Annotated in this window: 18 protein-coding genes and 4 tRNA genes; 17 read left to right on the top strand and 5 right to left on the bottom strand. The window is 29.8% G+C overall.

Annotation, left to right across the window (positions count from 1 at the left end; translation table 11 throughout):
- Positions 1 to 54 precede the first annotated feature (54 nt).
- The 4 genes from C4S75_RS03070 (at position 55) to C4S75_RS03055 (ending at position 4666) form a co-directional block, all read left to right on the top strand.
- Entirely contained in the window at positions 55 to 567 is a 513-nt protein-coding gene (locus C4S75_RS03070) for a MarR family winged helix-turn-helix transcriptional regulator (RefSeq protein WP_221404043.1), read from the top strand.
- 18 nt (positions 568 to 585) lie between these two features.
- On the top strand, positions 586 to 1221 hold the full coding sequence (locus tag C4S75_RS03065; protein ID WP_105296854.1) for an NAD(P)H-dependent oxidoreductase: 636 nt from the start codon (positions 586 to 588) through the stop codon (positions 1219 to 1221).
- A 444-nt stretch (positions 1222 to 1665) separates the two neighbouring features.
- Positions 1666 to 3510, top strand: coding sequence for an AAA family ATPase (locus C4S75_RS03060; protein WP_105296853.1), 1845 nt, complete (start codon positions 1666 to 1668; stop codon positions 3508 to 3510).
- Positions 3503 to 4666 (top strand): hypothetical protein, encoded by a 1164-nt coding sequence (locus C4S75_RS03055; protein ID WP_105296852.1) that lies wholly within the window; start codon positions 3503 to 3505, stop codon positions 4664 to 4666. Before C4S75_RS03060 ends, C4S75_RS03055 begins: the two co-directional genes overlap by 8 nt.
- Before the next feature lie 168 nt (positions 4667 to 4834).
- Here the strand turns inward: C4S75_RS03055 and C4S75_RS03050 are convergent.
- Positions 4835 to 4918 (bottom strand) — tRNA-Leu (locus tag C4S75_RS03050).
- Positions 4919 to 5015: 97 nt separating this feature from the next.
- Here C4S75_RS03050 and aroQ point away from each other — a divergent pair.
- The 4 genes from aroQ (at position 5016) to C4S75_RS03030 (ending at position 7696) form a co-directional block, all read left to right on the top strand.
- Positions 5016 to 5444, top strand: a complete 429-nt coding sequence (gene aroQ, locus C4S75_RS03045) for a type II 3-dehydroquinate dehydratase (protein ID WP_105296851.1) — start codon at positions 5016 to 5018, stop codon at positions 5442 to 5444.
- 36 nt (positions 5445 to 5480) lie between these two features.
- Positions 5481 to 6497: an AI-2E family transporter gene (locus C4S75_RS03040; RefSeq protein ID WP_105296850.1), complete on the top strand. Its 1017-nt coding sequence runs from the start codon at positions 5481 to 5483 to the stop codon at positions 6495 to 6497.
- Positions 6498 to 6650: 153 nt separating this feature from the next.
- A complete protein-coding gene (msrB, locus tag C4S75_RS03035; protein WP_255410572.1) occupies positions 6651 to 7040 on the top strand; it encodes a peptide-methionine (R)-S-oxide reductase MsrB in 390 nt (129 codons plus the stop codon).
- 32 nt (positions 7041 to 7072) lie between these two features.
- Positions 7073 to 7696: an L-threonylcarbamoyladenylate synthase gene (locus C4S75_RS03030; RefSeq protein WP_105296848.1), complete on the top strand. Its 624-nt coding sequence runs from the start codon at positions 7073 to 7075 to the stop codon at positions 7694 to 7696.
- A 163-nt stretch (positions 7697 to 7859) separates the two neighbouring features.
- Here C4S75_RS03030 and C4S75_RS03025 read toward each other — a convergent pair whose 3' ends face one another.
- Both C4S75_RS03025 and nhaA read right to left on the bottom strand, forming a co-directional pair.
- Entirely contained in the window at positions 7860 to 10775 is a 2916-nt protein-coding gene (locus C4S75_RS03025) for a pitrilysin family protein (RefSeq protein WP_105296891.1), read from the bottom strand.
- Between the two features lie 43 nt (positions 10776 to 10818).
- Positions 10819 to 11982 (bottom strand): Na+/H+ antiporter NhaA, encoded by a 1164-nt coding sequence (gene nhaA, locus C4S75_RS03020; RefSeq protein WP_255410570.1) that lies wholly within the window; start codon positions 11980 to 11982, stop codon positions 10819 to 10821.
- 299 nt (positions 11983 to 12281) lie between these two features.
- Here nhaA and C4S75_RS03015 point away from each other — a divergent pair, with 299 nt between their 5' ends.
- The 6 genes from C4S75_RS03015 to C4S75_RS02990 all read left to right on the top strand — a co-directional run bounded on the left by C4S75_RS03015 (position 12282) and on the right by C4S75_RS02990 (position 15088).
- The gene (locus C4S75_RS03015) at positions 12282 to 13043 is read left to right on the top strand and encodes a class I SAM-dependent methyltransferase (RefSeq protein WP_105296846.1); all 762 of its coding nucleotides are present in this window, start codon (positions 12282 to 12284) and stop codon (positions 13041 to 13043) included.
- A 99-nt stretch (positions 13044 to 13142) separates the two neighbouring features.
- On the top strand, positions 13143 to 14366 hold the full coding sequence (locus tag C4S75_RS03010) for a folylpolyglutamate synthase/dihydrofolate synthase family protein (RefSeq protein WP_105296845.1): 1224 nt from the start codon (positions 13143 to 13145) through the stop codon (positions 14364 to 14366).
- Between the two features lie 96 nt (positions 14367 to 14462).
- Positions 14463 to 14537, top strand: a tRNA-Val gene (locus tag C4S75_RS03005).
- A 49-nt stretch (positions 14538 to 14586) separates the two neighbouring features.
- Positions 14587 to 14657: transfer RNA gene (locus C4S75_RS03000), tRNA-Gln, on the top strand.
- Between the two features lie 89 nt (positions 14658 to 14746).
- Positions 14747 to 15001: a 30S ribosomal protein S20 gene (gene rpsT, locus C4S75_RS02995; protein ID WP_105296844.1), complete on the top strand. Its 255-nt coding sequence runs from the start codon at positions 14747 to 14749 to the stop codon at positions 14999 to 15001.
- Between the two features lie 15 nt (positions 15002 to 15016).
- Positions 15017 to 15088: transfer RNA gene (locus tag C4S75_RS02990), tRNA-Glu, on the top strand.
- Positions 15089 to 15360: 272 nt separating this feature from the next.
- On the opposite strand, the gene C4S75_RS02985 is transcribed toward C4S75_RS02990, so the two are convergent.
- Both C4S75_RS02985 and C4S75_RS02980 read right to left on the bottom strand, forming a co-directional pair.
- Positions 15361 to 15714 (bottom strand): DUF1493 family protein, encoded by a 354-nt coding sequence (locus tag C4S75_RS02985; RefSeq protein WP_105296843.1) that lies wholly within the window; start codon positions 15712 to 15714, stop codon positions 15361 to 15363.
- Between the two features lie 711 nt (positions 15715 to 16425).
- Positions 16426 to 17031 carry a 2,3-diphosphoglycerate-dependent phosphoglycerate mutase gene (locus tag C4S75_RS02980; protein ID WP_105296842.1) on the bottom strand — a complete coding sequence of 202 codons (606 nt, stop codon included), beginning with the start codon at positions 17029 to 17031 and terminating at the stop codon, positions 16426 to 16428.
- Between the two features lie 168 nt (positions 17032 to 17199).
- On the opposite strand from C4S75_RS02980, the gene C4S75_RS02975 reads away from it, so the two are divergent.
- The 3 genes from C4S75_RS02975 (at position 17200) to C4S75_RS02965 (ending at position 24070) form a co-directional block, all read left to right on the top strand.
- Positions 17200 to 19167 carry a S9 family peptidase gene (locus C4S75_RS02975; RefSeq protein ID WP_105296841.1) on the top strand — a complete coding sequence of 656 codons (1968 nt, stop codon included), beginning with the start codon at positions 17200 to 17202 and terminating at the stop codon, positions 19165 to 19167.
- Positions 19168 to 19492: 325 nt separating this feature from the next.
- Positions 19493 to 21649: a thiol protease/hemagglutinin PrtT gene (locus tag C4S75_RS02970; RefSeq protein WP_158254202.1), complete on the top strand. Its 2157-nt coding sequence runs from the start codon at positions 19493 to 19495 to the stop codon at positions 21647 to 21649.
- A 234-nt stretch (positions 21650 to 21883) separates the two neighbouring features.
- Positions 21884 to 24070, top strand: coding sequence for a thiol protease/hemagglutinin PrtT (locus C4S75_RS02965; protein ID WP_105296839.1), 2187 nt, complete (start codon positions 21884 to 21886; stop codon positions 24068 to 24070).
- The last annotated feature ends 218 nt before the right edge of the window (positions 24071 to 24288 follow it).

The following is a 24288-nucleotide window of genomic DNA, read 5'->3' as shown; positions in this document are numbered from 1 at the left end:
AAACCAAGTAAGAACTCTTGAAAATAAATTTATTAATAAAATAAACTAAAAAACTTGCATATTAATTGTGTACAATTTAATTTTACTCAATCTAAAAACGGTATGGAAAGTTTACAATTAAAAGATCAATTATGTTTTCCCATCTATGCGTTGTCCCGACTGATTACAACGCTTTATAGGCCACATTTAGAAAAATTAGGGGTAACCTATCCTCAGTATTTAGTGATGTTAGTTTTATGGGAAAATGAAGAAATATGCGTGAGAGATATAGGAGAAATGTTGTGGTTAGATAGCGGAACCTTAACTCCATTGCTTAAAAGAATGGAGGAAAACGGACTTATAAAAAGATGTCGTTCTACTAGAGATGAAAGGCATATGTTGATTCATCTTTCAGATCAAGGGAGGAAAATGAAAGAAGAAGCATGGATAATTCCTCACACTCTTAAGACGGAATTGGATATGGAGGAAAATGAGTTATCAGAACTTCAGAAAGAATTTTATAAGTTATTATCTATTGTTACGGCAAAATGTAAGAATAAATGCAAGGATAAATCAGAATCAAAATAATATATTAAAATTAATTATATGGAATTAATAGACTCACTTAAATGGAGGTATGCAACAAAAAAATTCGATGCCTCAAAAAAAGTTGAACAATCGTTGGTAGATCAAATCATTGAAGCAGCTTGGCTAGCTCCCACTTCTTCCGGATTACAACCGTTTAAGGTTATAGAAATTACTAATCAGAAATTAAAGCAAAAGATGGTTTCCCTGTCTAAGGACCAAAAACAAGTGGAAGATTGTTCACATATTTTAGTTTTTGCTGCTTGGGATAATTATACAGAAGAAAGAATCGATACCATTTACGGACATATAACAAGAGAACGCAATCAGCCGTCTGATGCTTATCAGAGCTATACGGATCGTATTAAAGGAGTATATCTGAATTCAGCTGCTGAAAATAATTTTGAGCATGCAGCACGTCAAGCGTACATAGCTTTTGGATTATCGATTGCTGCTGCTGCAGAATTAAAAGTTGATACTACTCCGATGGAGGGATTCGATAATCAGGCTTTAGACGAACTTTTACAATTACGGGAACTGGGTTTAAGAAGTGTTGTTATGCTTCCTTTGGGTTACCGAGATGAAGAGAATGATTGGTTAGTTAATTATCCAAAAGTTAGACACCCTAAAAAAGATTTTTTAATTAAAATAGTTTAGAGAAAAACTTAGTTTACACAAAATTTTTAATCATTAAAAACAATAAGAGGCTTTATTATTAAAGTTCTCTTATTTTTTTGGATGAGTATGAAAATCTAAAAATTACAGTTAAGTAGTTAAAAAGTAATGAAATAGCCATCGGAAACTAATTAGGGGAAGAGGGTATGCCCGGAGGATAAGTTATACCTATTGTTTCCGAGGTATACCTTCGTTGTTAATAAGTATAGAACGTATAGGAACTTAACGGATACAAAATTTACGATATATGTATATAATCCCTAAAAATAATCGAAACATTAAGTAAAACTGTTTATAGATATAAAAAAGTTTTAAGGAATTTAGAATGTAAAATATATGGCAGATAAATAAAAAAATAAAGATTAAAAAAATTTATTTCAATCAAGACAAATTTTTAACTTTATTATCTGAAAAAACTAATTTATTATGATTTCTAAAATACATATCCCTAAAGGGACCTTGCCTTATATTTTCGGCTCTGATCATGAGGAGTTAAAACTAAATCTGGTTAACGAGGCGATGGATACAGATTTAAATTATATTGAAAATAAAAATTCATCCGGTTCAAAAAAAGAGCCTAAGTACATTTCAAATTTTTGGGGAGAAAATATTCAATCGGTATCCGCTATTGTAGGAAATAACGGTGCGGGTAAATCCACTTTGCTAAAAGCCATAAGAGATGGTAACTGCCAATTTATAGGAACGGATGGTAAAAAAATACCCCATAATTCCAAATTAATATTTTATTATAATTCAATTCTTGGATATGATGATAATCCGAATACCAGCTCACCCCTCCAAAATGTTCTAACACTTTCAAAATATTCAATATTAAAAAAAGATAGTGAGTATGCTGACCCGGAATTTTCAAGGTTCTTGAAAATTCATAATAATGCAATGTTAGAAAGAATTTTTAGGTTAATTAAAAACAAAAAAGTATATACTAAATTATTAGAACTGGGACTGCCTACGATAAATAATATAAAAATAAAAATAAATCATTCCAATAAAGATTATTATAATATACCGGATACATTTAAGCCTTTTTTTCAATATTTTAAAGACGATAGAGAAAGAAAACGAAAAGAAGAAGAAAGAATATTTGAGAGAAAATATAATTCAATTAATAGTGAAAAAGAGTTTTATGAAAAAAAGCTTTATGTAAGAAAGTCATTTGAAAAACATTTATTAAAAGAAAATATTATAAAGGCTGTAATAAAGAGAATACATTTAATTTTTGAGGAAACGGGTAACATATACATACGTGAAGGTTTTATAAGAGGAGGTAAAACCGTGGAATATTTAAAAACTAAAAAAATTTATGGTCTTAAAGATGCTTTTTTTTGGTATTTAGATAATGCCTATATCAAAGTTAATAATATAGAATTTCAATTACCTGTACAAGAAATAAAAAAATTAATTGATGTTTTGTTATCAACATTAGAAAAATCAAATGAATTTGATATTCGTCACGATTACTATTTCAACTTCAACGCTAGTAATTTAAATACATTAGAAATTATAGATGCATATCAGGATTTTACCAAAGAATTTAAAAAACATTTTAAAGTTACTGATGAGCCTTTATTTAATTTTTCTACAGATAGAGAGTTAAGCAGTGGTGAAAAATTGATGTACGAACAATTTTCAATTTTCAATGAACAAATTTATCATATTGAAAAAAAGAGGGACAAATTGAATAATATAGACGAATATTTAATTTTACTGGATGAAGCAGATGTATGCTTTCACCCTTTGTGGAAAAAGAAATACATTAACATGCTTTTGGAGGTTCTACCATTAATTTTTGTTAATAAAAAGCTTCAAATCATTTTTACCACCCATGACTCTTTAACTCTTTCAGATATACCTCATCAAAATATACTTTTTTTGGGAAAAGGTGAAAATTATACAAAAGTATTAACAAACAAAAGAAAAACTTTTGGCGCTAATATTTCAAATTTATTGGCAGATTCCTTTTTTTTAGAAGATGGATTAGTGGGAGATTTTGCTAAAAAGAAAATTGAAGAAATGATCCATGTTTTGAATAAGATGATTGAAAATAAAAACAATAATCAACACATTGACATTTCAGACGAAGAACAACTAAGGATTAGAAAATTAATCAGTATGGTTGACGAACATATAATCCAAAGTAAGCTCATTAAAATGTATAATGAAGTTTTTGGGCCATCCATAGAAAATGAAATACATGAATTGGAAGAAAGACTAAATTATCTTAAAAATCTTAAAAACAAAACTCATGATTAGTATACGAGAATGTATTTCAGAATCTGATTTGTTAACTGCCAGAGATCAACACATTGCATTTATTTCTGAAGAAGTTAAAAAAAGAGTTGATTTTTATAAAAATTTATTTGAAACGATACATTTAATCCATCAAGGAAAAATAGAAGACGATGATGTTGAGAATAATATAAAAAAAATTAGGTTGCATCATTCACAATATGATTCTTTTATTAAAGTAATCTTTAAAGACAATAAAAGTGTTGATAAAAAATATAAAAAATTAAAAAATAAATCCTTATTCCGTGAAGAACTTAAAGATTTCAAGAAGGTTTTAAAGATACTTAATGATTTACATACTAATTGTCGTCGAATTTTAGGTTTGGATTTAAGTTCAAATGAAGAAGACATCGTTCTATATAAAAAATATGAAGAAAAATATAGGAATTATAAAATCTTGCTAAATAAGATTTTTGATTATGAAAACTGGTTTCAGAAAATTACACCGGAGAAGGAATGGGGCCCCTATCAACTGACTAAAAAACTAGGAATACAAGTATGTTGCTATTGCAATCGCCAATATACGTTTACCTTATCTAAAGGGGTAAAAAAAATAACCAGGCCCGAACTTGATCATTTCTTGCCCAAAAGTAAACATCCTTTATTAGCATTAAATTTTTTTAATTTGATTCCTTCATGCAGTGTTTGCAATAGAGACTGCAAAGGAACTGTTGATTTTTCTTATGAAAAATATTTGTCACCCTATGAATCCAATCCTAAGCACCAATTAATTAAATATGATTACAAACCGGAAACCTATTTGGGTGCTATCGGGAAAACTGACGAAATAAAGGTTTTCACTAAGATAAATGAGGAAAATGAAGATCAACGTTTACAAGAAAAAGTAAAGGGAAATATCAAAGTTTTTGAATATAATAAAATAGCTAATGAACACAGAGATATTGTACAAGAGATTATAAAGAAAAGATGTATATTTAATGATAAATATATAGAAACCTTACAGCAAGCATTTCCCGATATTCATCTGACCTTAGAAGAGGCCTATCAATTAGCTTATGGCAATTTTTATGATGAAAAAGAATTTACTAAAAGACCCTTAGCTAAATTAACCAAAGATATTGCTGTTGCAACGGGAGTAATAAAAAATAAAATTAGCTAATTTTAAAGAAATTCGATAAAAATCAGTGAGATCGAAAAAATAGTAAAAACCAGGCGGTAAAGCTCGGGTTTGCTAAAAAGGTTTAGGTAAAAGTTAAAGAAATCAAATAGGTATATTATATAAAAAAAATCGCAACTGTTTATAAATAAACATGTTGCGATTTGCATGTACCCAGGGCGGGAATCGAACCCGCACGATATTGCTACCACTGGATTTTGAGTCCAGCGCGTCTACCAATTCCGCCACCTGGGCATTTTTTTCAGGTGTGCAAATATACTTAAATATTCTTTTTCGCCAAAATTTATGTTTTTATTTCATTCATTCTTCCTTATATTCGTAAAAAAAGATTATGAAAATATTAATTATAAATGGTCCTAATTTAAACCTGCTTGGACAAAGAGAAACAGATATTTACGGTCATTATTCTTTTGAAGATTATTTTAAACATTTGCAAAAAAAATTTATTGATGTGGAATTAGAATACTATCAAACCAACCATGAGGGCTCGATTATTGATAAGATTCATGAAAAAGGTTTTAAATGTGAAGGTATTGTAATTAATCCGGGAGCATATACCCATTATTCCTATGCAATACACGATGCTATAAAATCAGTAACCGCACCGGCTATTGAAGTTCATATTTCCGATATTGAAAAAAGAGAAGAATTTAGAAAAATTTCAGTCATTAAAGATGCTTGTGTACATCAGATTAAAGGCAAAGGATTACCCGGTTATGAAGAAGCTATTGAATATTTAATAAAAATGAAGCAACCTTAACTAGCGAGTATAAATAATAAGTAATTGATAGTATAAATGAATGAAAAAATAAGTGGAAAAGTAATACATCAGATATTGTTTTTGATTATAATAATATCTCTTTTTATCCTTATTATAAGTCAGTTGGCTATATTTCTTCCCAGCTTTTTAGGAGCAATTACATTATATGCCTTATCCAAAGATTTTTTCTTATATCTGACAGAAAAAAAGGGATTGAAAAAATGGATATCAATTAGTATAGTTTTTCTTCTTGCCTTATTGATCATTTCGATTCCTGTTTATTTTATTATTGAATTAACCTATTCACAGGTACATACGGCTATAACTTATTTTGATAAAATAAATAATTCTCTGGTCAGTATTGTAAATGATTTACAAACAAAATATGGACTAAATATACTTAGCAAAGACAATATCATTCAAGCGACCACCTGGGTAGGCAAGGTCGTGCCTAAAATATTAAATTCAACGGTAAACTCTGTAGTTGTTTTTTTCTTTTCTTTTGTTTTATTCTATTTTATGATTATGAATATCAGGAAAATTGAAAGCACCTTTTTAAAATGGTCTCCTTTAAAAAAACAAAATACCGAAAGGCTAGGGCAAAGGTTGAAAAAAATGATTCAATCCAATGCCATCGGCATCCCATTAGTTGCTGTTGTTCAAGGAATGGTAGGAGCTGTCGGCTATGCCATTGTAGGATTGGATAATTTATGGTTTTGGTTTGCGGTTACAACTTTTACTTCCATGTTGCCTATCGTAGGTTCTGCATTGGCCTATGTTCCGGTTGCCATTTTATTGTTCACTTCCGGAGAAACCTGGCAATCTGTATTTATTTTATTGTACGGCATTATAATTATTGGAACATCGGACAATATCGTGAGGTTTACATTACTTAAAAAACTGGACGATGTTCATCCGTTAATTACCATCTTTGGGGTAATATTAGGAATGAATATTTTTGGATTTATCGGATTAATTTTCGGTCCTATATTATTATCCGGCTTTTTCCTGCTTTTAGATGTTTACAATAACGAATTTAGCGATAATCCTTAAGAAAATGTAGTTCTACTATTGGAATGAATTTTGTTTTTTACCATGAATAAATTCAATAAGCTGTTTCAGTCGGCAGTTAGTATAGGTTTGGGATTACTCATACTATCTTGCATTTCTAAAGACAGATTAGAAGTAACAAAAAAAGAAACAAAAATGAAGGTAACAAAATCAGAAGAAGAGTGGAAAAAGCAGCTTTCTCCCGAAGAATATTACATTTTGAGAGAAAAAGGAACAGAGGCTCCTTACAGTGGAAAATTCAATATGCATTTTGAAAAAGGAGTGTATACTTGTAAAGCTTGTGGTGCGGTTCTGTTTGATAGTGATTCTAAATTTGATTCGCATTGCGGATGGCCCAGCTTTGATCATGAAATAGCCAAAGGCCGAATTATCGAAAAATTAGATACTTCTCATGGGATGACTCGAATGGAAATCCTTTGTGCTAATTGTGGGAGTCATTTGGGACATGTGTTCAACGATGGCCCTACAAAAACCGGATTGAGATATTGTGTTAATTCTGCTTCACTGGATTTTGTAAAAGAATAATACATTGTTTACCAATTGTAAGAATTAACATTATGGCCAAAATCCTAAGAATTTATCCGGAAAATCCTTCAGAGAAAGCAATTAATGAAATAGTTGAGGTGTTAAAAAAGGGAGGAATAATTGTTTATCCTACCGATACGGTTTATGGATTGGGTTGTGATATCTTTAATCACAAAGCCATGGAAAAGCTTTCCAGAATTAAAAATGTTAAACTGGAAAAAACAAACTTTTCCTTTGTTTGTAATGATTTAAGAAATTTATCTCAGTACACTAAGCCCATTGAAACGAATCTATTTAAACTTCTGAAAAGAACTTTGCCGGGGCCTTTTACATATATTCTTGCAGCTTCCAATACGCTGCCCTCTTATTATAAGAATAAAAAAACAGTAGGAATTAGAATTCCCGATCATAATATTCCAAGAATTATCGTTGAAAAATTAGGCAATCCCATAGCATCTACTTCAACGCATGATGATGACGAGATTTTAGAATATATTACAGATCCCGAATTAATAGCCGAGAAATATGATAAATTAGTAGATATAGTTATTGATAGCGGTGCGGGAGGTTATACTCCTTCTACGGTTGTAGATTTAACTTCCGGGAGTCCGGAAATACTCCGCCGGGGAAAAGGAGATTTAGATCTGTATATTTAATCTCTATTTACATTTACTATTTCTAATCGAAAAAGTCAGTTTACATAAAAAGTAAAAAAGAACCGAATAATTATATTCGGTTCTTTTCTTATAAAAGTTAGAAAATTTTCTTTTTTAATTTAATAGAATATTAATTTAAACAATTCATATAGAATAAGATGTATTAATAATTAAATAATTCATCAATAGACAATTCATGAACTGTTCCTAATTTTTTAACCGAATTCCAATTAAGATTTTCCTTTTTTCCAATTAAAGATACATTATAGGTTTTTCCCTTGATTTCACGATTAAAAAAATCTTTAAGATCCTTAAGTTGCAATGTTTGTATTTGAGAATACATATCTTTTCTTAAATCATAATCAATTCCTCTTTTTTTGGCGGCAAGATAGGACCAATAAATTGCAGATTTAGTTATACGGTCTGAAGCAATTTGTTTCAAAGCACTTTTTTTAGCATTGTCAAATTGTTTAGTAATTTCAGGCATATTGTTCATTAAATCTTTCATTGCATCAACTGCTTGTGGTAATTTATTGGCTTGAGTTCCAATATAGGAAGAAACATAATCGTATTTATCCTTATCAGAGGCGATGGTATAACTGGCGTAAGCAGAATAAGCTAATGATTTACTTTCACGAATTTCTTGAAAAACAATGGAAGACAGACCTCTGCCAAAATACTCACCAAATACTTTTGCATAAGGCATTTTAGCTATATCAAATTTATTTCCTCTTGATTGGAAAAGTATTTCGGCTTGTACCATGTCGTAAGGAGCAAAAAACAAGCTGCCGTCAGCTGCAAGTTCCTTATAAGTTATAGGAGAATTATACTCTTTTCCGCTTCCGAAATTATGATATTTTTGAACCGCTTTTTTAATAACAGATTCATTCGGTCCATAGTAAAATATTTCATGTTTGTAATCGAATAAACTTTTACATATCTTAACTAAGTCCGCAGGTTTTTTGTTTAATAAATCCGCTTCAGAAATAGAATTTCTTAATCTGTTATTTTCTCCATAACGGGCATACAAAGCTAAAGCATTAAATATTGCCTGTTTATTTAATTTAGAATTTTTTCTGGCTTTAAGTATAGTTTGTACATATTTTTGATATGTTTCTGAATCAGGATTAGCATTTTGCAAAAAATGTTCAAATAATTCTATACCTTTTGGAATATTTTTTTCTAAACCTTGCAGGTTTAGGAATATTTGTTCATTTTGAACCTGAATAGTATAACTGATTCCTATTTTATAGAACTCTTTTTCAAGATTGGATTTTGTATACTTATCAGTGCCCAGAAGGGAAAGATAATTTAGGGCAAGATCTAATTCTTCATTGTTATCTGATCCAAAGTCAAATATATAATATAAGTTTCCTAATTCGTTATTTGAATTTTTAATATAGGAAAGAGGAATATTTTTTACATGATCAAAAGTTATTAATTTCTTATAGTCTATAAATTGAGGTTGAATTTCTTTTTCGGGAAGTTGCGAGAATTTTTTATAAAAATCTGATTGTTCCGTACGATTTAAAGTTATTGGAGTTATTCCCGGATTTTCAACGCGGACCAGTTTATCATTGATTCCTTTTTCTTTATAGACCACAACATAATTATCCTTATAAAATTCATTGGCAAATTTTACAATACTCTCTTTATTCATTTTATCCAACTCATTAAATTCATCTAAAATTTGTTGCCAAGATAAATTTTGGATAAAAGCATTATACATTTGAGTTGCTACCCCGTTAGCTGTGTCCCAGCTGCTGATGCGTTGCGTTTTTAAATCATTGACAATAGCTTTAATCAACCAATCATCAAAATTTCCTTTTTTTATGATTTCTAACTGATCTAGTAAAAGTTTTTGTACTTGTTCCAAAGATTGTCCTTCTCTAGGAGCTCCATATAAGGAATGAAGACCATAGTCTTTAAAAATAGATATATACGATCCTGCCCCTTGAGCTAATTGTTTTTGATTGATATTTATATCGATTAACCCCGCACCGGAATTATTCAAAATCATATTAACCATTTTAACGTAAAGAGCCTCTTTGCTTCCGGCTCCACTACATCTAAAAGCTAATTGGATTCTTTCTGAAGATGGACTTTTTACTACTCTTTTAACAACAGATGTCAACGGCTGTTCAATGGGTTTTTTCAAAACAGGCAATTCTTTATATTTGAAATTGCCGAAATAGGTATCTACTAATTGTATGGTTTCATCAAAATTTAAGTCGCCCACCAATACAATTGCCATATTATTGGGAACATAATAAGTTTCATAATATTCATGAATTGCTTTCATGGATGGATTTTTCAAATGCTCGGATGTTCCTATAGTGGTTTGTTGTCCATAAGGATGGGTAGGAAATAGAGCATCCATCAATTCATAATTAACTAAACGCATATCGTTATCTTGAGCTCGATTAAATTCTTCATAAACAGCTTCCAATTCTGTGTGAAAGAGACGTAAAACTAATTCGGAAAATCGTTCTTTTTCAACAAATAACCATCTTTCTAATTCGTTGGATGGAATGTTGTTTTTATAAACCGTTTCATCTAGCCAAGTATGCGCATTGGTTCCGGTAGCGCCCAATTCTGAAATTAACTTGTCGTATTCGTTAGCAATGGCGTATTTGGATGCTTCTTGGGATACTTCATCTATTTTTTTATAAATTTCCTTTTTCTTTTTTGGATTTTTTTCGGCTTTATGTTGTTCGTATAAATCTGAAATACGGTTTAATAATACAGATTCTTTATCCCAATCAGAAGTTCCGAGTTTACTGGTTCCCTTAAACATCATATGCTCTAGATAATGAGCAAGGCCGGTATTCTCGGACGGATCATTAGCAGATCCGGTACGTACCGGAATGTATGTTTGAATTCTTGGTTCATCATTATTTCGGGATAAATATACTTTTAAACCATTTTTCAGCGTATAAATTCTTGAATTGGAGGGATCGTTCGTTACCGTTTCATAAGTATACCCCTTTGAATCTGTTACTGTTTTAGTTTTATAGATTTGTGCGTTCGTGGTCATTATAAAAAATGTTAATACAAGTAATAAAAATATTTTTTTCATATTATTATTAGGTTTAAAGGTGTGAAAATACAAAAGATTTTTGTTAGATTTTATTTTTTCGGAATATAAAATATAAGTATATATATCCAATTAAAGCAGAACATAGGGAGGAAAATAGAATCATAATTTTAGCATGAGTTATATAGTCGGCATGTATAGCCGGATTAAAAGCCAATAAGGTAATAAAAATAGACATAGTAAATCCAATTCCACCTAAAAAACCGATTCCTATCATTTGCTTCCAATCTGTTTCCGAAGGAAGCCTGCAAAATTTCAAAGCACAAGCCAGATAAGTAAATAAAATAATTCCTAAAGGTTTCCCAACGATTAAGCCAAAAAATATTCCAAGTGTGTACGATTGAGAGAAAAGCTCTTGAATGTTTAATTGAATAGATAAGGCTGTGTTGGCAAGTGCAAAAAGAGGAAGTATTATAAAATTGACAGGTAATTGGAGTATAGTCAGTAATTTCATGGCTTGGCCATGGGGATCACCACCTTCAAAGGGTATGGTAAATGCCAGTAATATACCCGCAAGGGTTGCATGTACACCGGAATTAAGTAAGCAATACCAAATTCCTATACCGCCGATTATATATAAATATAAATGATTGATCTTTAGTTTTTTAAAAAGTAATAGTATCGTCCATATGAATAAGGCAAGAAATAAAAAGACCCAAGAAAGTTTTTTAGTGTAAAAAAAGGCTATAACCAAAATAGCCCCTAAGTCGTCAATTACAGCTAAGGCAGTAAGAAAAACACGGAGAGACAAGGGAATTTTTTTTCCTAATAAACTCAATACCCCCAACGCAAATGCTATATCGGTTGCCATAGGAATTCCTGCACCTGAAATAGTGTCTTTTCCGAAATTTAAATATGCATATATTCCCGCAGGAATAATCATTCCGCCTATAGCACCCAAAACAGGTAAAAGGGCTTGCGAACGATTGGAAAGTTTTCCAATATGTATTTCACGAATAAGTTCTAATCCCACCATTAAAAAAAATATACTCATTAACCCATCATTTATTAGCTCAGATACAGTTAAAGGCTTCCCCTGGGTGCTAAAAAGATATTCGTTTCCTAATTTGAAAGAAACCGATGTTTCCCAAAAATTATGATAGAAAGTGTGAAAAGTTGAATTTGACAATATTATAGAAAAGATTGTACACAAGATAAGAAGTATTCCTACGGACTTCTCATTATTCATAAAATCTTTAATCGTTTTTCGCATTATACTCATTTATTGCTAATTACTGTATTGAATTATTAAGATTTGAATTATCGAGGATAATATATATATAGCTAAAATATAATTTTTAAATTTATGTTCACTTATAAATCAAACGGTATACTATTAATTATTTAATTATAAAAATTGAGAAAAAGATAAAACGAACCTTTTCATGGGAATTAACACTCTATATGTCCAAAATAGTTAGCAATCTAATGGTATAAGTATTTTAACTACATTTGCATCATATCAGTATAATAAAAAGTAAAATCTAAATGCAATCAGTTTTAAGAACATTATTCGGTTATTTAGCCAGACCACAATTATATCCGGAATTAGTAAGAAAAATTTATAAAAATATTTTCGACAGAGGGAGCGCGGTTCAAGGAAAAAAAGAATCCGAATTATGGTGTGCAGAAAGAGCAATCAGTCAGCAAGATGCAATTTACCAGATTACAAAAAATGAATACTCTTTATATAAAGATTTTGCAGGACCAATGGAGGAGTCAAAAAAAATTGAGGCGGCTTGTCCGGTTAAAATGGGCGGAGCCGGAGCATTAGATCTTATCTACGCACTATGTGAATATACTCAGGCTAAAAATGTTATAGAAACCGGAGTAGCTTACGGGTGGAGCTCTTTGGCGGCTTTATTGTCTTTACAAAAAAGAGGTGGAAATTTGTATAGTTCAGATATGCCTTATTTGGACAGGAATAATGATAAATTTGTTGGATGTGTAGTTCCTGATAATCTTAGAAACTATTGGAAATTATTTAGACAAGCAGATAAAGAATCCCTGCCTAAAATATTCAAAGAACAACAGACTTTTGAGATAGCTCATTATGATAGCGATAAAAGTTATAAAGGTAGAATGTGGGCCTATCCTTTACTATGGGAAAGAATAGAAAAAAACGGCTTTTTTATCAGTGATGATATTGGAGATAATTCTGCTTTTATGGATTGGGTAAATCAAAATCATTTACAAACCATAATTGTTGAATTTGAAGGAAAGTATGTGGGAATTGTAAAAAAAGTATAGAAAAATAATTTCTTTATTAAAAAATGGTTATTTAAAATTTTACGGATTACTTTAAGTGTATTTTAATTTATAATAATATAAATCGTATTATTTTTAGTCATGCAGACATATGAAGAAATTTTAGAATGGTTGTATACCCAAGTTTCAAATTATCAAAATGTTGGGAATTCTGCATATAAGCCCGGATTTGAAAATATAATAAAACTGAGTGAGATTTTAGGAAATCCGCACAGAAAATTTAAATCCATACATATAGCGGGAACTAATGGAAAAGGAAGTGTTTCCAATATGACCGCCTCCATTTTAAAAGAAGCCGGGTATAAAGTGGGATTATTTACTTCTCCCCATCTTAAAAATTTCACTGAACGGATAAGGGTTGACGGAAAAGAATGCCCCGCAGAGTTTGTATATAATTTTTTAATTAATATTAGAGATCATTTTACTAAGGATTTTAATCCTTCCTTCTTTGAATTAACGACCGCTATGGCTTTTAGCTATTTTGCTAAAGAAAAAGTTGATATAGCTGTAATAGAGGTTGGAATAGGCGGAAGGTTAGATTCAACAAATATTATCACTCCCGAAGTATGTGCAATAACCAGTATATCGATGGATCATGTGGATTTATTGGGAGATACACTTGAAAAAATAGCCACAGAAAAAGCGGGGATTATTAAACCCGGAATTCCTGTAGTTATTGGAGAAGATAAGGAAGAAGTTAAAAAATTACTAGTACATATTGCTCAAGAGCGTAATGCCGAATATATAGATGCGACAAAAAATAAGGTAAACTATCCATCAGATTTAAAAGGTATATATCAAGAAAAAAATAAAAAAACGGTAGTAAGTATCATCAATGTTTTAAATGATAAAGGATTTACAATATCTGTTGATCAGGTTAAAAAGGGCCTTTTGCATGTAAAAGATTCAATGAACTTTAGAGGAAGATGGGAGATTTTGCAATGGGAAAATCCGGTGATTATCTGCGATACGGCCCATAATGAGGATGGCTTTAAACAATTGGCCGAACAATTTAAACGGGTAACCTATAAAAAACTGAGAATTGTAATCGGCTTTGTAAAAGGTAAAGATTTAGATAAAATATTTCCACTATTGCCGGTTGATGCCATCTATTATTTTGTTAAACCGGCTATTCAAAGAGGACTACATCCCAATGAATATTCCGAAAAAATAGATTTATACTTCAAAAATTATCAAAAATTCGATAGTGTTGCAAAAGGATTTGATGCCGCTAAAACCCAGTCTGACAAAGAAGATTTGATTTTTATAGGAGGAAGTAATTTTGTAGTAGCAGAAATTTTTTAAAAAAATATTTGCAAGTATAAAAAATGAGCGTATATTTGCAATCCAATTACGGAACAAAGTAATAAAGAAAAGCTCTTAAATGTCTTTGTTTTAAAGGGGCGATTAGCTCAGCTGGTTCAGAGCACCTGCCTTACAAGCAGGGGGTCGCAGGTTCGAATCCTGCATCGCCCACAACAAGAAAAGCCTTGATTTTTTTCAGTTAAGGTTTTTTTGTTGGTACAGACCCATGGTGTAACGGTAGCACACCGGTTTTTGGTACCGTTTGTCGGGGTTCGAATCCCTGTGGGTCTACAACAAATTAAATGAAAAAGTATATTTGTAGGATTGTAAAAAATAATTACATTTGCACCGCAAATAGATAATGAAAAGAAAGAATTAAAATGGCAAATCATAAGTCAGCAATAAAAAGAATAAGACAGAATCACGTAAGAAGATTACGTAATAAGTATTATCATAAATCAGCTCGTACAGCTATTAAAGAATTAAGAGCTGAAACAGATAAAACTGTAGCGGTAGGTAAATTACCGGCTGTTTTTTCTCAGATTGATAAGTTAGCAAAAAGAAACATTATTCATAAGAATAAAGCCTCTAACTTGAAATCTAAATTAAACAAGCACGTTAACGCATTAGCGTAAATAAAAATAATAGTAGGCCCGTTCGTCTATCGGTTAGGACTTCAGATTTTCATTCTGGCAAGAGGGGTTCGACTCCCCTACGGGCTACTAATCTAAGGCTTAAGTTACTTTTAGTAATTTAAGCCTTTTTTTATGTAAATTAATTGTCATTTCAGAAAGTAAGAAAAAATTATGAATAAATTAATTGTAAAATCTTATAATGTTTATTTGCTATTCGATTTAATGACCTCTTATAATTCTTCAATGCTCAAATCTTTTTAATATAGAGACCTTTTGTTATTTAAAAAGTTTAGAATAACTATAAATGAAGCAAAATATCATTTTTTAATATTATATAGTTATTGGTAAAATCAATTGTATTATAATAGCACCCCACTTTCAATAGCTAATTCTAATTCTTTTATACTAAGATCCTTTAATTCTTTTTCATAAATTAATCGTTGATAAAGAAAGATATTTACGATTTTATTAAATATACTTTTTAATATATCTAACGCAGAATAGGTTTCAGGATAAAACCTTTCGTTAAATTTAAATTCATTGCTAATCGATACATTAAATTCTTTCGTAAAATATGTAAGAAAATCATTTGCATCATGTCCAATTAATCCAAAATCTTCATATAATTTCATTTCAGGTTTAAATTGTATTTTATTCTCCCATTGGGATAATAAAACTTTCTCTAAAAATAATTGTAATTTATGATCAACCATGTTTATTAAATTTATGATACCTCTAATTTTAACTATATCATTAATAAAATGATTATTTTTATTCAAAGACACAGAATATCATCAGAAATTCGTAACTAGTTGTTTACGTGTCTAATCCAATTATTACCATAGTCAATTCATATCAATCACTAAAAAGTACACAGTCAATGCAATAATTATAAATTTCAACTATGATAAGGAGGTGAATTAAATGGTTATAAGATAGGATTTTCGTTTTTTACTAAGTAATTGTTGGAAACACCTAATTAGACAATATTAGGTTATTCAAAAGTATGTGATCTATTGTAGTATGATAAAGTTTTTATATTTTATAAATATATAAAAAGATATAGTAACTTGCAAATATATATTGAATAAAAAAATATATATAATAATAAAATTAATAACAATATAAATATTAGTATATAATAACTAATTACATGATTAAGTAAATCTTGAGATTTTTAATTAGAAAAATATATATAAAAGCTTTTAATTTGAATAGTTTATTGATGAAATAATTATAAATAAAAAATTCATAATATAAAAGTCCTGATTTCAATTGAAATCAGGACCATATGTTTAGTTAAATATTTGAGAAAAGCTATTCGAAGAGAATAACTTACTATGAAAAGAACTTTTTTTAATATTTTTATTTTAAGCTAGCTTAAAAAATATAATTTTGTTAATTTCATAAGAAGTTTACACATATTAGAGGTTTTTAACCTTTAAAACATGTAAATTGGAATCTAATTCATAGAGTCTGGGCGCTCCTGTAGCTAATTCAAATTTTATAATTTCGTCGGGAGTCATTTTTTCTAAATACATAACTAATGCACGTAAACTATTTCCATGTGCCGCTATTATTATATTTTTTCCGGCCTTAATTTTTGGAACTATCTCACTTTCAAAATAAGGAATTACTCTTTCTGCAGTATCTTTAAGGCTCTCTCCATTAGGTGGAGCGACATCGTAACTTCTTCGCCAAATATGAACTTGTTCATCTCCGAATTTCTTAGCTGTCTCAGCCTTATTTAGACCTTGCAGATCTCCATACATTCTTTCATTTAACGCCTTATCAAATTTCGTGGGTACATTTTTTATTCCGGCTTCATTCAACGCGATTTTTAATGTTTCTTGAGCTCTTTTCAAAGCAGATGAATACGCATAATCAAAATGTAAACCTTTAAGCTGATCGCCGGCTTTTTTAGCCTCTTCTTTTCCTTTGTCGGATAATTCTACATCAACCCAACCGGTAAATTTATTTTCCAGATTCCAAACACTCTGACCGTGTCTCAGTAATACTAAAATTGCCATGATTACAAAATATTTATATTAACTATATTATCTTGAAATAATTGTGCCAATATAAAAATAATGACTATTAATTTACCCATAAATCTGATTAAAGTTAAGAAGTAATGAAATAAGTGTTTAAGAAAATGTTAATTTTGAAATTATTTCAAAAAACGGAAAGAGTTAGTAATGAGAAAAAGTAGTTTACTTGTATCAATTCTAATTGGGATTTTTACTATGGCACAAAAACAAAATTTGACTCCTGAATTACTTTGGAGTTTAGGTAGGGTATCTATAGACGCTGTAAACGATACCGGAGACATTATTTATGGAGTTCAATATTATAATGTTGATGAAAACAGCAGTACCAGAGATTTATATCATCTAAATCTAGATGGGCAAATTATCAGACTTACTGAAAGTAAAGACAAGGAAAAAGCGTTGTCTTTTCATTCACAAAATGAATTTATATATTCGGTGGGAGATGATATTTATTCTTATAATCTAAAAACTAAGAAAACAGAAAAAATAAATAAAGAAAACGAAATTCTTTCCGGGTTACTTTATGCGAATAATTCCAACCATTTTGCCATATCAAAATCGGTGAAATTAGAAGAAGTTTTAGGCACAGATATATATCCAACAATGGAAAAATCAGATGTGAAAGTGTATGATCATTTAATGTATAGACATTGGGATACCTGGAAAGACGGAAAATTTAAACATATATTCATTGGTAGTACAAACGGAAGTTTGGTGGATATCAATAAGGATGAAAAATATATTTCCGAAGATTATTCATTTTCTCCGGATAGTAAATATTTAGTTTACCAATCCAAAAAACTTTTCGGAACTCAAGATGCAATTTCAACCAATACGAATATATACCTTTATGATATATTTTCACAACAAACGCAAAATTTAACTGTTGAAAATAAAGGTTATGATACTAACCCTAAGTTTAGTCCACAAGGTGGAATGTTGACGTGGTTGTCAATGAAGACAGATGGATATGAGGCAGATAAGAATGATCTGAAAATTTATGATTTGGCTACTCAGAAAACTATAAATTTAACTTCAACTTGGGATAATACGGTAATAGACTATGTTTGGGCTAAAAATGGAAAGAAAATTTATTTTTTGGCCGGTATCAACGCTACTAAACAATTTTTTGAGTTAGATATTAAAACAAAAAAAATTAGACAAATTACTAACGGTCAGCATGATTATGTTAGTATACGTATCACCGGTGATTATTTGGTTGGAGAGCGTCAAGACATGAATCATGCGTCTGAAATTTATAAAGTAAATATTAAAACCGGAGTAGAAACTAAGTTAACTTCAGTAAATGATGACCTCTATCGAAAGATAAAAAGTTGTAGAGTTGAAGAAAGGTGGATTAATACCACCGACGGAAAAAAAATGTTGGTTTGGGTAATATTTCCTCCCGATTTTGATAAAAATAAAAAATACCCGACTTTATTATACTGCCAGGGAGGGCCTCAAAGTACGGTATCTCAATTTTACAGTTTCCGTTGGAACTTTCAGATTATGGCATCTAATGGTTATATTGTTGTAGCCCCAAATCGAAGAGGATTGCCTTCTTTCGGGGTAAAATGGAACGAAGAGATATCAGGTGACTGGGGTGGACAACCTATGAAAGACTATTTATCAGCTATTGATGAAGTTTCTAAAGAGTCCTATGTGGACAAAAATCGTTTAGGTGCTGTAGGAGCCAGTTATGGCGGTTATTCGGTTTATTATTTAGCAGGTATTCATAAGAAAAGATTTAAAACTTTTATTTCACATTGTGGGGTATTTGACTTAGAATCCATGTATGGATCAACCGAAGAAATATTCTTTCCCAATTATGATATTGGAGGATCTTATTGGGAAAATCCTCAACCCAAAGCTTACAAAGAATTTAATCCTATTAAATTAGTTTCTAATTGGGATACTCCTATATTGATTATTCACGGGGGAAGAGATTATCGAGTTCCTTATACTCAAGGGCTGGAAGCTTTTCAAGCAGCGCAGTTAAAGGGCATAAAGAGCCGACTTTTGTATTTTCCGGAAGAAAGCCATTGGGTTCAACAACCTCAAAATGGTATAATCTGGCAAAAAGAATTTTTTAAATGGTTAAAAGAAACACTCTAGTTTTAATAATCCATTCAATATAATAATATTTTATTATACCTATTACAAAATTAAAATATATAAATAATGGTCTAAAAAAAGGTTGGAAGATATTTTTCAACCTTTTTTTATATGTATAAAAAAACTTTTAATCAAACTTGTTTATAAAAATTAAAGAAGGCAAGATTGTTTTCAATTTATGGTAATATTTTATTCCATTAAAGATGTGAATGTTAAGTGTATTTTTAAAATATAAAGGCTTAGATTGGCTTATTAAAATTAAATGAAATCACATAACAAATTCATTTATTTATTACATTTGAATATAATTTATAAACAAATCACTATGAGAAATTTTTTATTTTTATTATTATTTATATTTAATAGTCTGCCGGTATGGTCTAAACAAATAGATCAGGAGGAAGCAAAACAAATAGCAGAAAATTTTATAAATAATCAATTTACCAATCTAAAGAGAAGTCAAGGATTCCAATTACAATTAGTTTATACGGCAGAGAATGAAATAAGTAACTTAAAGAAAAATCATTCAGAAAAGTACTATTATGTTTACAACATTGGAACAAAGCAAGGTTTTATAATTATTTCAGCAGATGATATAAATTATCCGATTATAGGATATTCCAATTCAGGATATTATGATGCAGCTAATCTTCCGGAGAATTTCCAATCTTGGATGAAAACCGTAGAATTGGGTATGCAACAAGCTTTTGATAACTCAACCAAGCCTACCAAAGAAATTGAAAAGGAATGGGAATTATATAGAAGTTCAAAAAAAAGCATCCAAACCAGACTTACCGCACTAGAACCGCTTATTAAAACAAAATGGAATCAAAGAACACCTTATAATAGTCAAATTCCTTATGAAGTTCTTACCGGTTGTGTAGCAACAGCTACAGCGCAGATTATGAAATACCATCAACACCCTAAAAAAGGAATTGGTGTCATTCCGGCTTATCAGACCGTAGACCCCAGTAACAATGTAACCTATAATATACCGCAGATAGATTTAAAGCAATACGAGTATGATTGGTCTAATATGTTGGATGAGTATATTAATAAACCCACTCCAACTTATACAAAAGAACAAGAAAAGGCTGTAGGGCTCTTAATGTATCATATTGGAGCAAGCGTAAAAATGAAGTATGGAGTTAAAGAAAGTGGAGCTTCTAGCAATGATGCGCTTAAATCATTATTTACGTGCTTTGATTATGATAAAAGCTTAGATTTAATCGTAAGAGGAAATTATTATACTAATCTAAATATATTTATAACTGATGAAGAATGGGAGGAGATAATAATAAAAGAATTAAATGAAGGTAGACCCGTCTATTATTCAGGAAGTACGGAAAATAGATCGGGACATGCATTTGTTTGTGATGGATACGATTCCAACGGACTCTTACATTTTAATTTTGGATGGGGAGGATATCAAGATGGATATTACAATTCAAATGCCCCATTAGAATATAAATATGGTCAAGGGATAGGTATAAATATAAAACCCAATGAAGGAGGTCAAGGAATAGCTAGATATTTAGTAACAGAATTATCAATTCCTAAAAATAAAGTATCAAAGAATGAATGCTTTGAAGTGAAGTATAATATAGCCACCATTGGATTACACGATTCAAGTCTTGGTGATATATATATTGCTTTAGTTGATTTAGATGGAAGTAAAATAAATTCAATTTTAGGAAATTATGGTGCAAAATATTTTTCAATTGGAACAGATATCACTGCCGGAAAATATCGATTGACATTAGTTCAAAAAAGAGGGGATGAATATGTTGTTATAAAATCAGATAATAGTATTGGAGATAATAATATAATTGAAGTTAAAGAATTTACAAATTCACATAATCTAAATTTATACGATTATACACCATTATCCGCTAATGCAAACCAAGTCAGTCCTAAAGATCTTCTGCAAGTAGAATTTTCATTTGGAAATAATCGATGTAAACCTTTTAATGGAACGATAGCTTTAGCTTTGACTAATGAGGAGGATAAATTGATCTATATTCTTGGAAAAGATTTAATAAATAATTTAAGAGAGGGTTATTACTATGGATCATATATAATTTCAGGTTATATACCGGATGATATTGCTAATGGAACATATCGAATAAGGGTTTTTGCACGTGAAAATGATGGTCAAGAATGGCAGTTGCTGGATGGAGCAGCCGTTAATTATCTTCCTCTAGCCGTTGTAAATGGAAAGCTGGGGATAGAAGAACTGAAAAATGAAACGAATGAATTTGTAATCTACCCTAATCCGGTTAAAAATATCTTATATATCAAATCTGACTCGGAACAACAAATTAAATCCATTTCAATTTTTGATTTTTCAGGTAAAGAAGTATTGCAAAGCAATATAGATCCTACTAACGGAGTAAATGTTAGCTCATTAAGTTCAGGAGCTTACATAATAAAAATTAAAACGTCTAAAGAAATAAAGAAATATAAATTTATTAAAATATAAATTTTACTTAAATTATCAGTAAAACATTTAAAATTTAAAAAAGGGTGAAGAATTTTCTTCACCCTTTTTTAGTAGTTAAAAAAAATTAATTTTATAAAATGAAAATTAATTAAAATTTAAGTATATTATTATGTAATTATATAATAAATAATCATAATATATATTTTTTTTAAAAATAATTCAATAAATAATTATTTATTTTATTAAATTTGAAGATAACTGAAAAATTTTATTATGAGAAAACTTTTATTATCTATTTTACTATTATTTATATTTAGTAATTTACATTTATGGTCAAAACAAATAGATCAAGAAGAAGCAAAACGTATTGCAGAAAATTTTATTAATAATCAATTTTCTAACCTAAAAAAAAGTCAAAGATTCCAATTACAATTAGTTTATACGGCAGAGAATGAAATAAGTAACTTAAAGAAAAATCATTCTCAAAAATATTACTATGTTTACAACATTGGAGCAAATCAAGGCTTTATAATCATTTCAGCAGACGATATAAATTATCCGATCATAGGATATTCCAATTCCGGATATTATGATGCAGCTAATCTTCCGGAAAATTTCCAATCTTGGATGAAAACCATAGAATTGGGTATGCAACAAGCTTTTGATAATTCCACCAAACCTACCAAAGAAATTCAAAAGGAATGGGAATTATATAGAAGTTCAAAAAAAAGCATCCAAACCAGACTTACCGCACTAGAACCGCTTGTAAAAACAAAATGGAATCAAGATGAGCCTTATAATAGTCAAATACCTTATAAAGTTTATACCGGTTGTGTAGCAACGGCTACCGCGCAGATTATGAAATTTTATCAATACCCTAACAAAGGAATTGGTATCATTCCGGCCTATCAGACCACAGACCCTAGTAACAATGCAATCTATAACATTCCACAGATAGATTTACAACAATACGAATATGATTGGTCTAATATGTTAAATGAGTATCATAATTCACCCACTCCCAATTATACTAATGAGCAAACAAAGGCTGTAGGGCTTTTAATGTATCATATAGGGGCAAGTGCTCAAATGAAATATGGAGTAAAAGCAAGTGGAACTTCTAGTGAGAAAGCATTAAAATCATTGTATACTTATTTTGGTTATGATAAAAGTATAGATTATATAATAAGAGGTCGATATTATAATGGTAATTTTAATGAAATACCTATCAGTGATGAAGAATGGGAGGAGATAATAATAAAAGAATTAAATGAAGGTAGACCCGTCTATTATTCAGGAAATACGGAAAATAGATCGGGACATGCATTTGTTTGTGATGGATACGATTCCAACGGACTCTTGCATTTTAATTTTGGATGGGGAGGATATCAAGATGGATATTACAATTCAAATGCCCCATTAGAATATAAATATGGTCAAAGTATAGGCATAAATATAAAACCCAATGAAGGAGGAGAAAAAGTCAATAGATATTTTGTAAATAAGCTTACGATTTCTAAAAATAAAGTATATAAAGATGAATGTTTTGTAGAAAAACATGATTTATACAACATAAGTATAGAAGATACCATTATATATAAAAATCAATATATGGCCTTATATGATCTTAACAATACAATGGTAACCCTACTTAATGAAAGTAATCATCCGTATAATTTTAATAATAATTATTATACGCTAAACAGTACTATTAAAGCAGGGAAGTATCGTTTAAAAGTAGTGGAAAAGAAAGGAGATGCGTATATACCAATTAAAACGGCTCAAAATGTAGATGATACAAGTATAATAGAATTATTGGATGGTGTTAAATCACATAATCTTAATTTATTAAATAATAAAGATCTTACGGCCAACATAAGACAAGCTAAACCTAAAGAATATCTTAGAGTAGAATTTTCATTTGAAAATAATCGATGTAAACCTTTTAATGGAACAATAGCTTTAGCTTTGGCTAATGAGAAGGATGAATTGCTATATATACTTAGAGAAAATTCAGTAAATAATTTCGGAGAGGGTCATTACTATGGATCATATATAATTTCAGGTTACATACCGGATGATATAGCTAATGGAGCGTATCGAATCAGGATCTTTGCACGTGAAAATGATGGTCAACAATGGCAATTCTTGGAAGGAGTAACCGTTAATTATCTTCCCCTTACCATTGTAAATGGCAAATTGGGAATAGAAGAGATGAAAAATGAAAAAAATGAATTTGTAATCTATCCTAATCCGGTTAAAGATATTTTATATATCAAATCTGATTCAGAACAACAAATTAAATCCATTTCAATTTTTGATTTATCAGGTAAAGAATTATTGCGTAGCAATATAGATTCTTCTAATGAGTTAAATGTGAGCTCATTAAGTTCAGGGGCTTACATTTTAAAAATTAAAACGTCAAAAGAAATAATGAAATATAAGTTTATTAAAAAATAATTCATAAAATTTAATATATAAATAAGCGTTTCCCAATAACCTAAAGGAAACGCTTTTTGCTATAAAAAACTATATAGATTTGTAATGAAAATGTTTGAAATTTTATTTATATCACTGCATTACTAATTAATAAAATATCTCATTTAAAAAATCTGTATATTTGTCCTTATAGCATTTAAAAATTGAAGTAGATTAATATAAATCTAAAGTAATAAGCC

It is taken from the genome of Apibacter sp. wkB309 (assembly GCF_002964915.1).
Classification (GTDB): domain Bacteria; phylum Bacteroidota; class Bacteroidia; order Flavobacteriales; family Weeksellaceae; genus Apibacter.
Note: the sequence above shows the minus strand (reverse complement) of the source record. Positions and strands in the feature narration are given on the sequence as shown.

Coding starts and splice junctions, on each gene's coding strand:
- C4S75_RS03055 (WP_105296852.1), top strand. CDS start 3,503: ATGATTAGTATACGAGAATGTATTTCAGAATCTGATTTGTTAACTGCC.
- C4S75_RS02980 (WP_105296842.1), bottom strand. CDS start 17,031: ATGGCAATTTTAGTATTACTGAGACACGGTCAGAGTGTTTGGAATCTG.
- C4S75_RS02970 (WP_158254202.1), top strand. CDS start 19,493: ATGAGAAATTTTTTATTTTTATTATTATTTATATTTAATAGTCTGCCG.
- C4S75_RS03065 (WP_105296854.1), top strand. CDS start 586: ATGGAATTAATAGACTCACTTAAATGGAGGTATGCAACAAAAAAATTC.
- msrB (WP_255410572.1), top strand. CDS start 6,651: ATGAAGGTAACAAAATCAGAAGAAGAGTGGAAAAAGCAGCTTTCTCCC.
- C4S75_RS03010 (WP_105296845.1), top strand. CDS start 13,143: ATGCAGACATATGAAGAAATTTTAGAATGGTTGTATACCCAAGTTTCA.
- C4S75_RS02985 (WP_105296843.1), bottom strand. CDS start 15,714: ATGGTTGATCATAAATTACAATTATTTTTAGAGAAAGTTTTATTATCC.
- C4S75_RS03060 (WP_105296853.1), top strand. CDS start 1,666: ATGATTTCTAAAATACATATCCCTAAAGGGACCTTGCCTTATATTTTC.
- C4S75_RS02965 (WP_105296839.1), top strand. CDS start 21,884: ATGAGAAAACTTTTATTATCTATTTTACTATTATTTATATTTAGTAAT.
- rpsT (WP_105296844.1), top strand. CDS start 14,747: ATGGCAAATCATAAGTCAGCAATAAAAAGAATAAGACAGAATCACGTA.
- aroQ (WP_105296851.1), top strand. CDS start 5,016: ATGAAAATATTAATTATAAATGGTCCTAATTTAAACCTGCTTGGACAA.
- C4S75_RS03015 (WP_105296846.1), top strand. CDS start 12,282: ATGCAATCAGTTTTAAGAACATTATTCGGTTATTTAGCCAGACCACAA.
- C4S75_RS03040 (WP_105296850.1), top strand. CDS start 5,481: ATGAATGAAAAAATAAGTGGAAAAGTAATACATCAGATATTGTTTTTG.
- C4S75_RS03030 (WP_105296848.1), top strand. CDS start 7,073: ATGGCCAAAATCCTAAGAATTTATCCGGAAAATCCTTCAGAGAAAGCA.
- C4S75_RS03025 (WP_105296891.1), bottom strand. CDS start 10,775: ATGAAAAAAATATTTTTATTACTTGTATTAACATTTTTTATAATGACC.
- nhaA (WP_255410570.1), bottom strand. CDS start 11,982: ATGAATAATGAGAAGTCCGTAGGAATACTTCTTATCTTGTGTACAATC.
- C4S75_RS02975 (WP_105296841.1), top strand. CDS start 17,200: ATGAGAAAAAGTAGTTTACTTGTATCAATTCTAATTGGGATTTTTACT.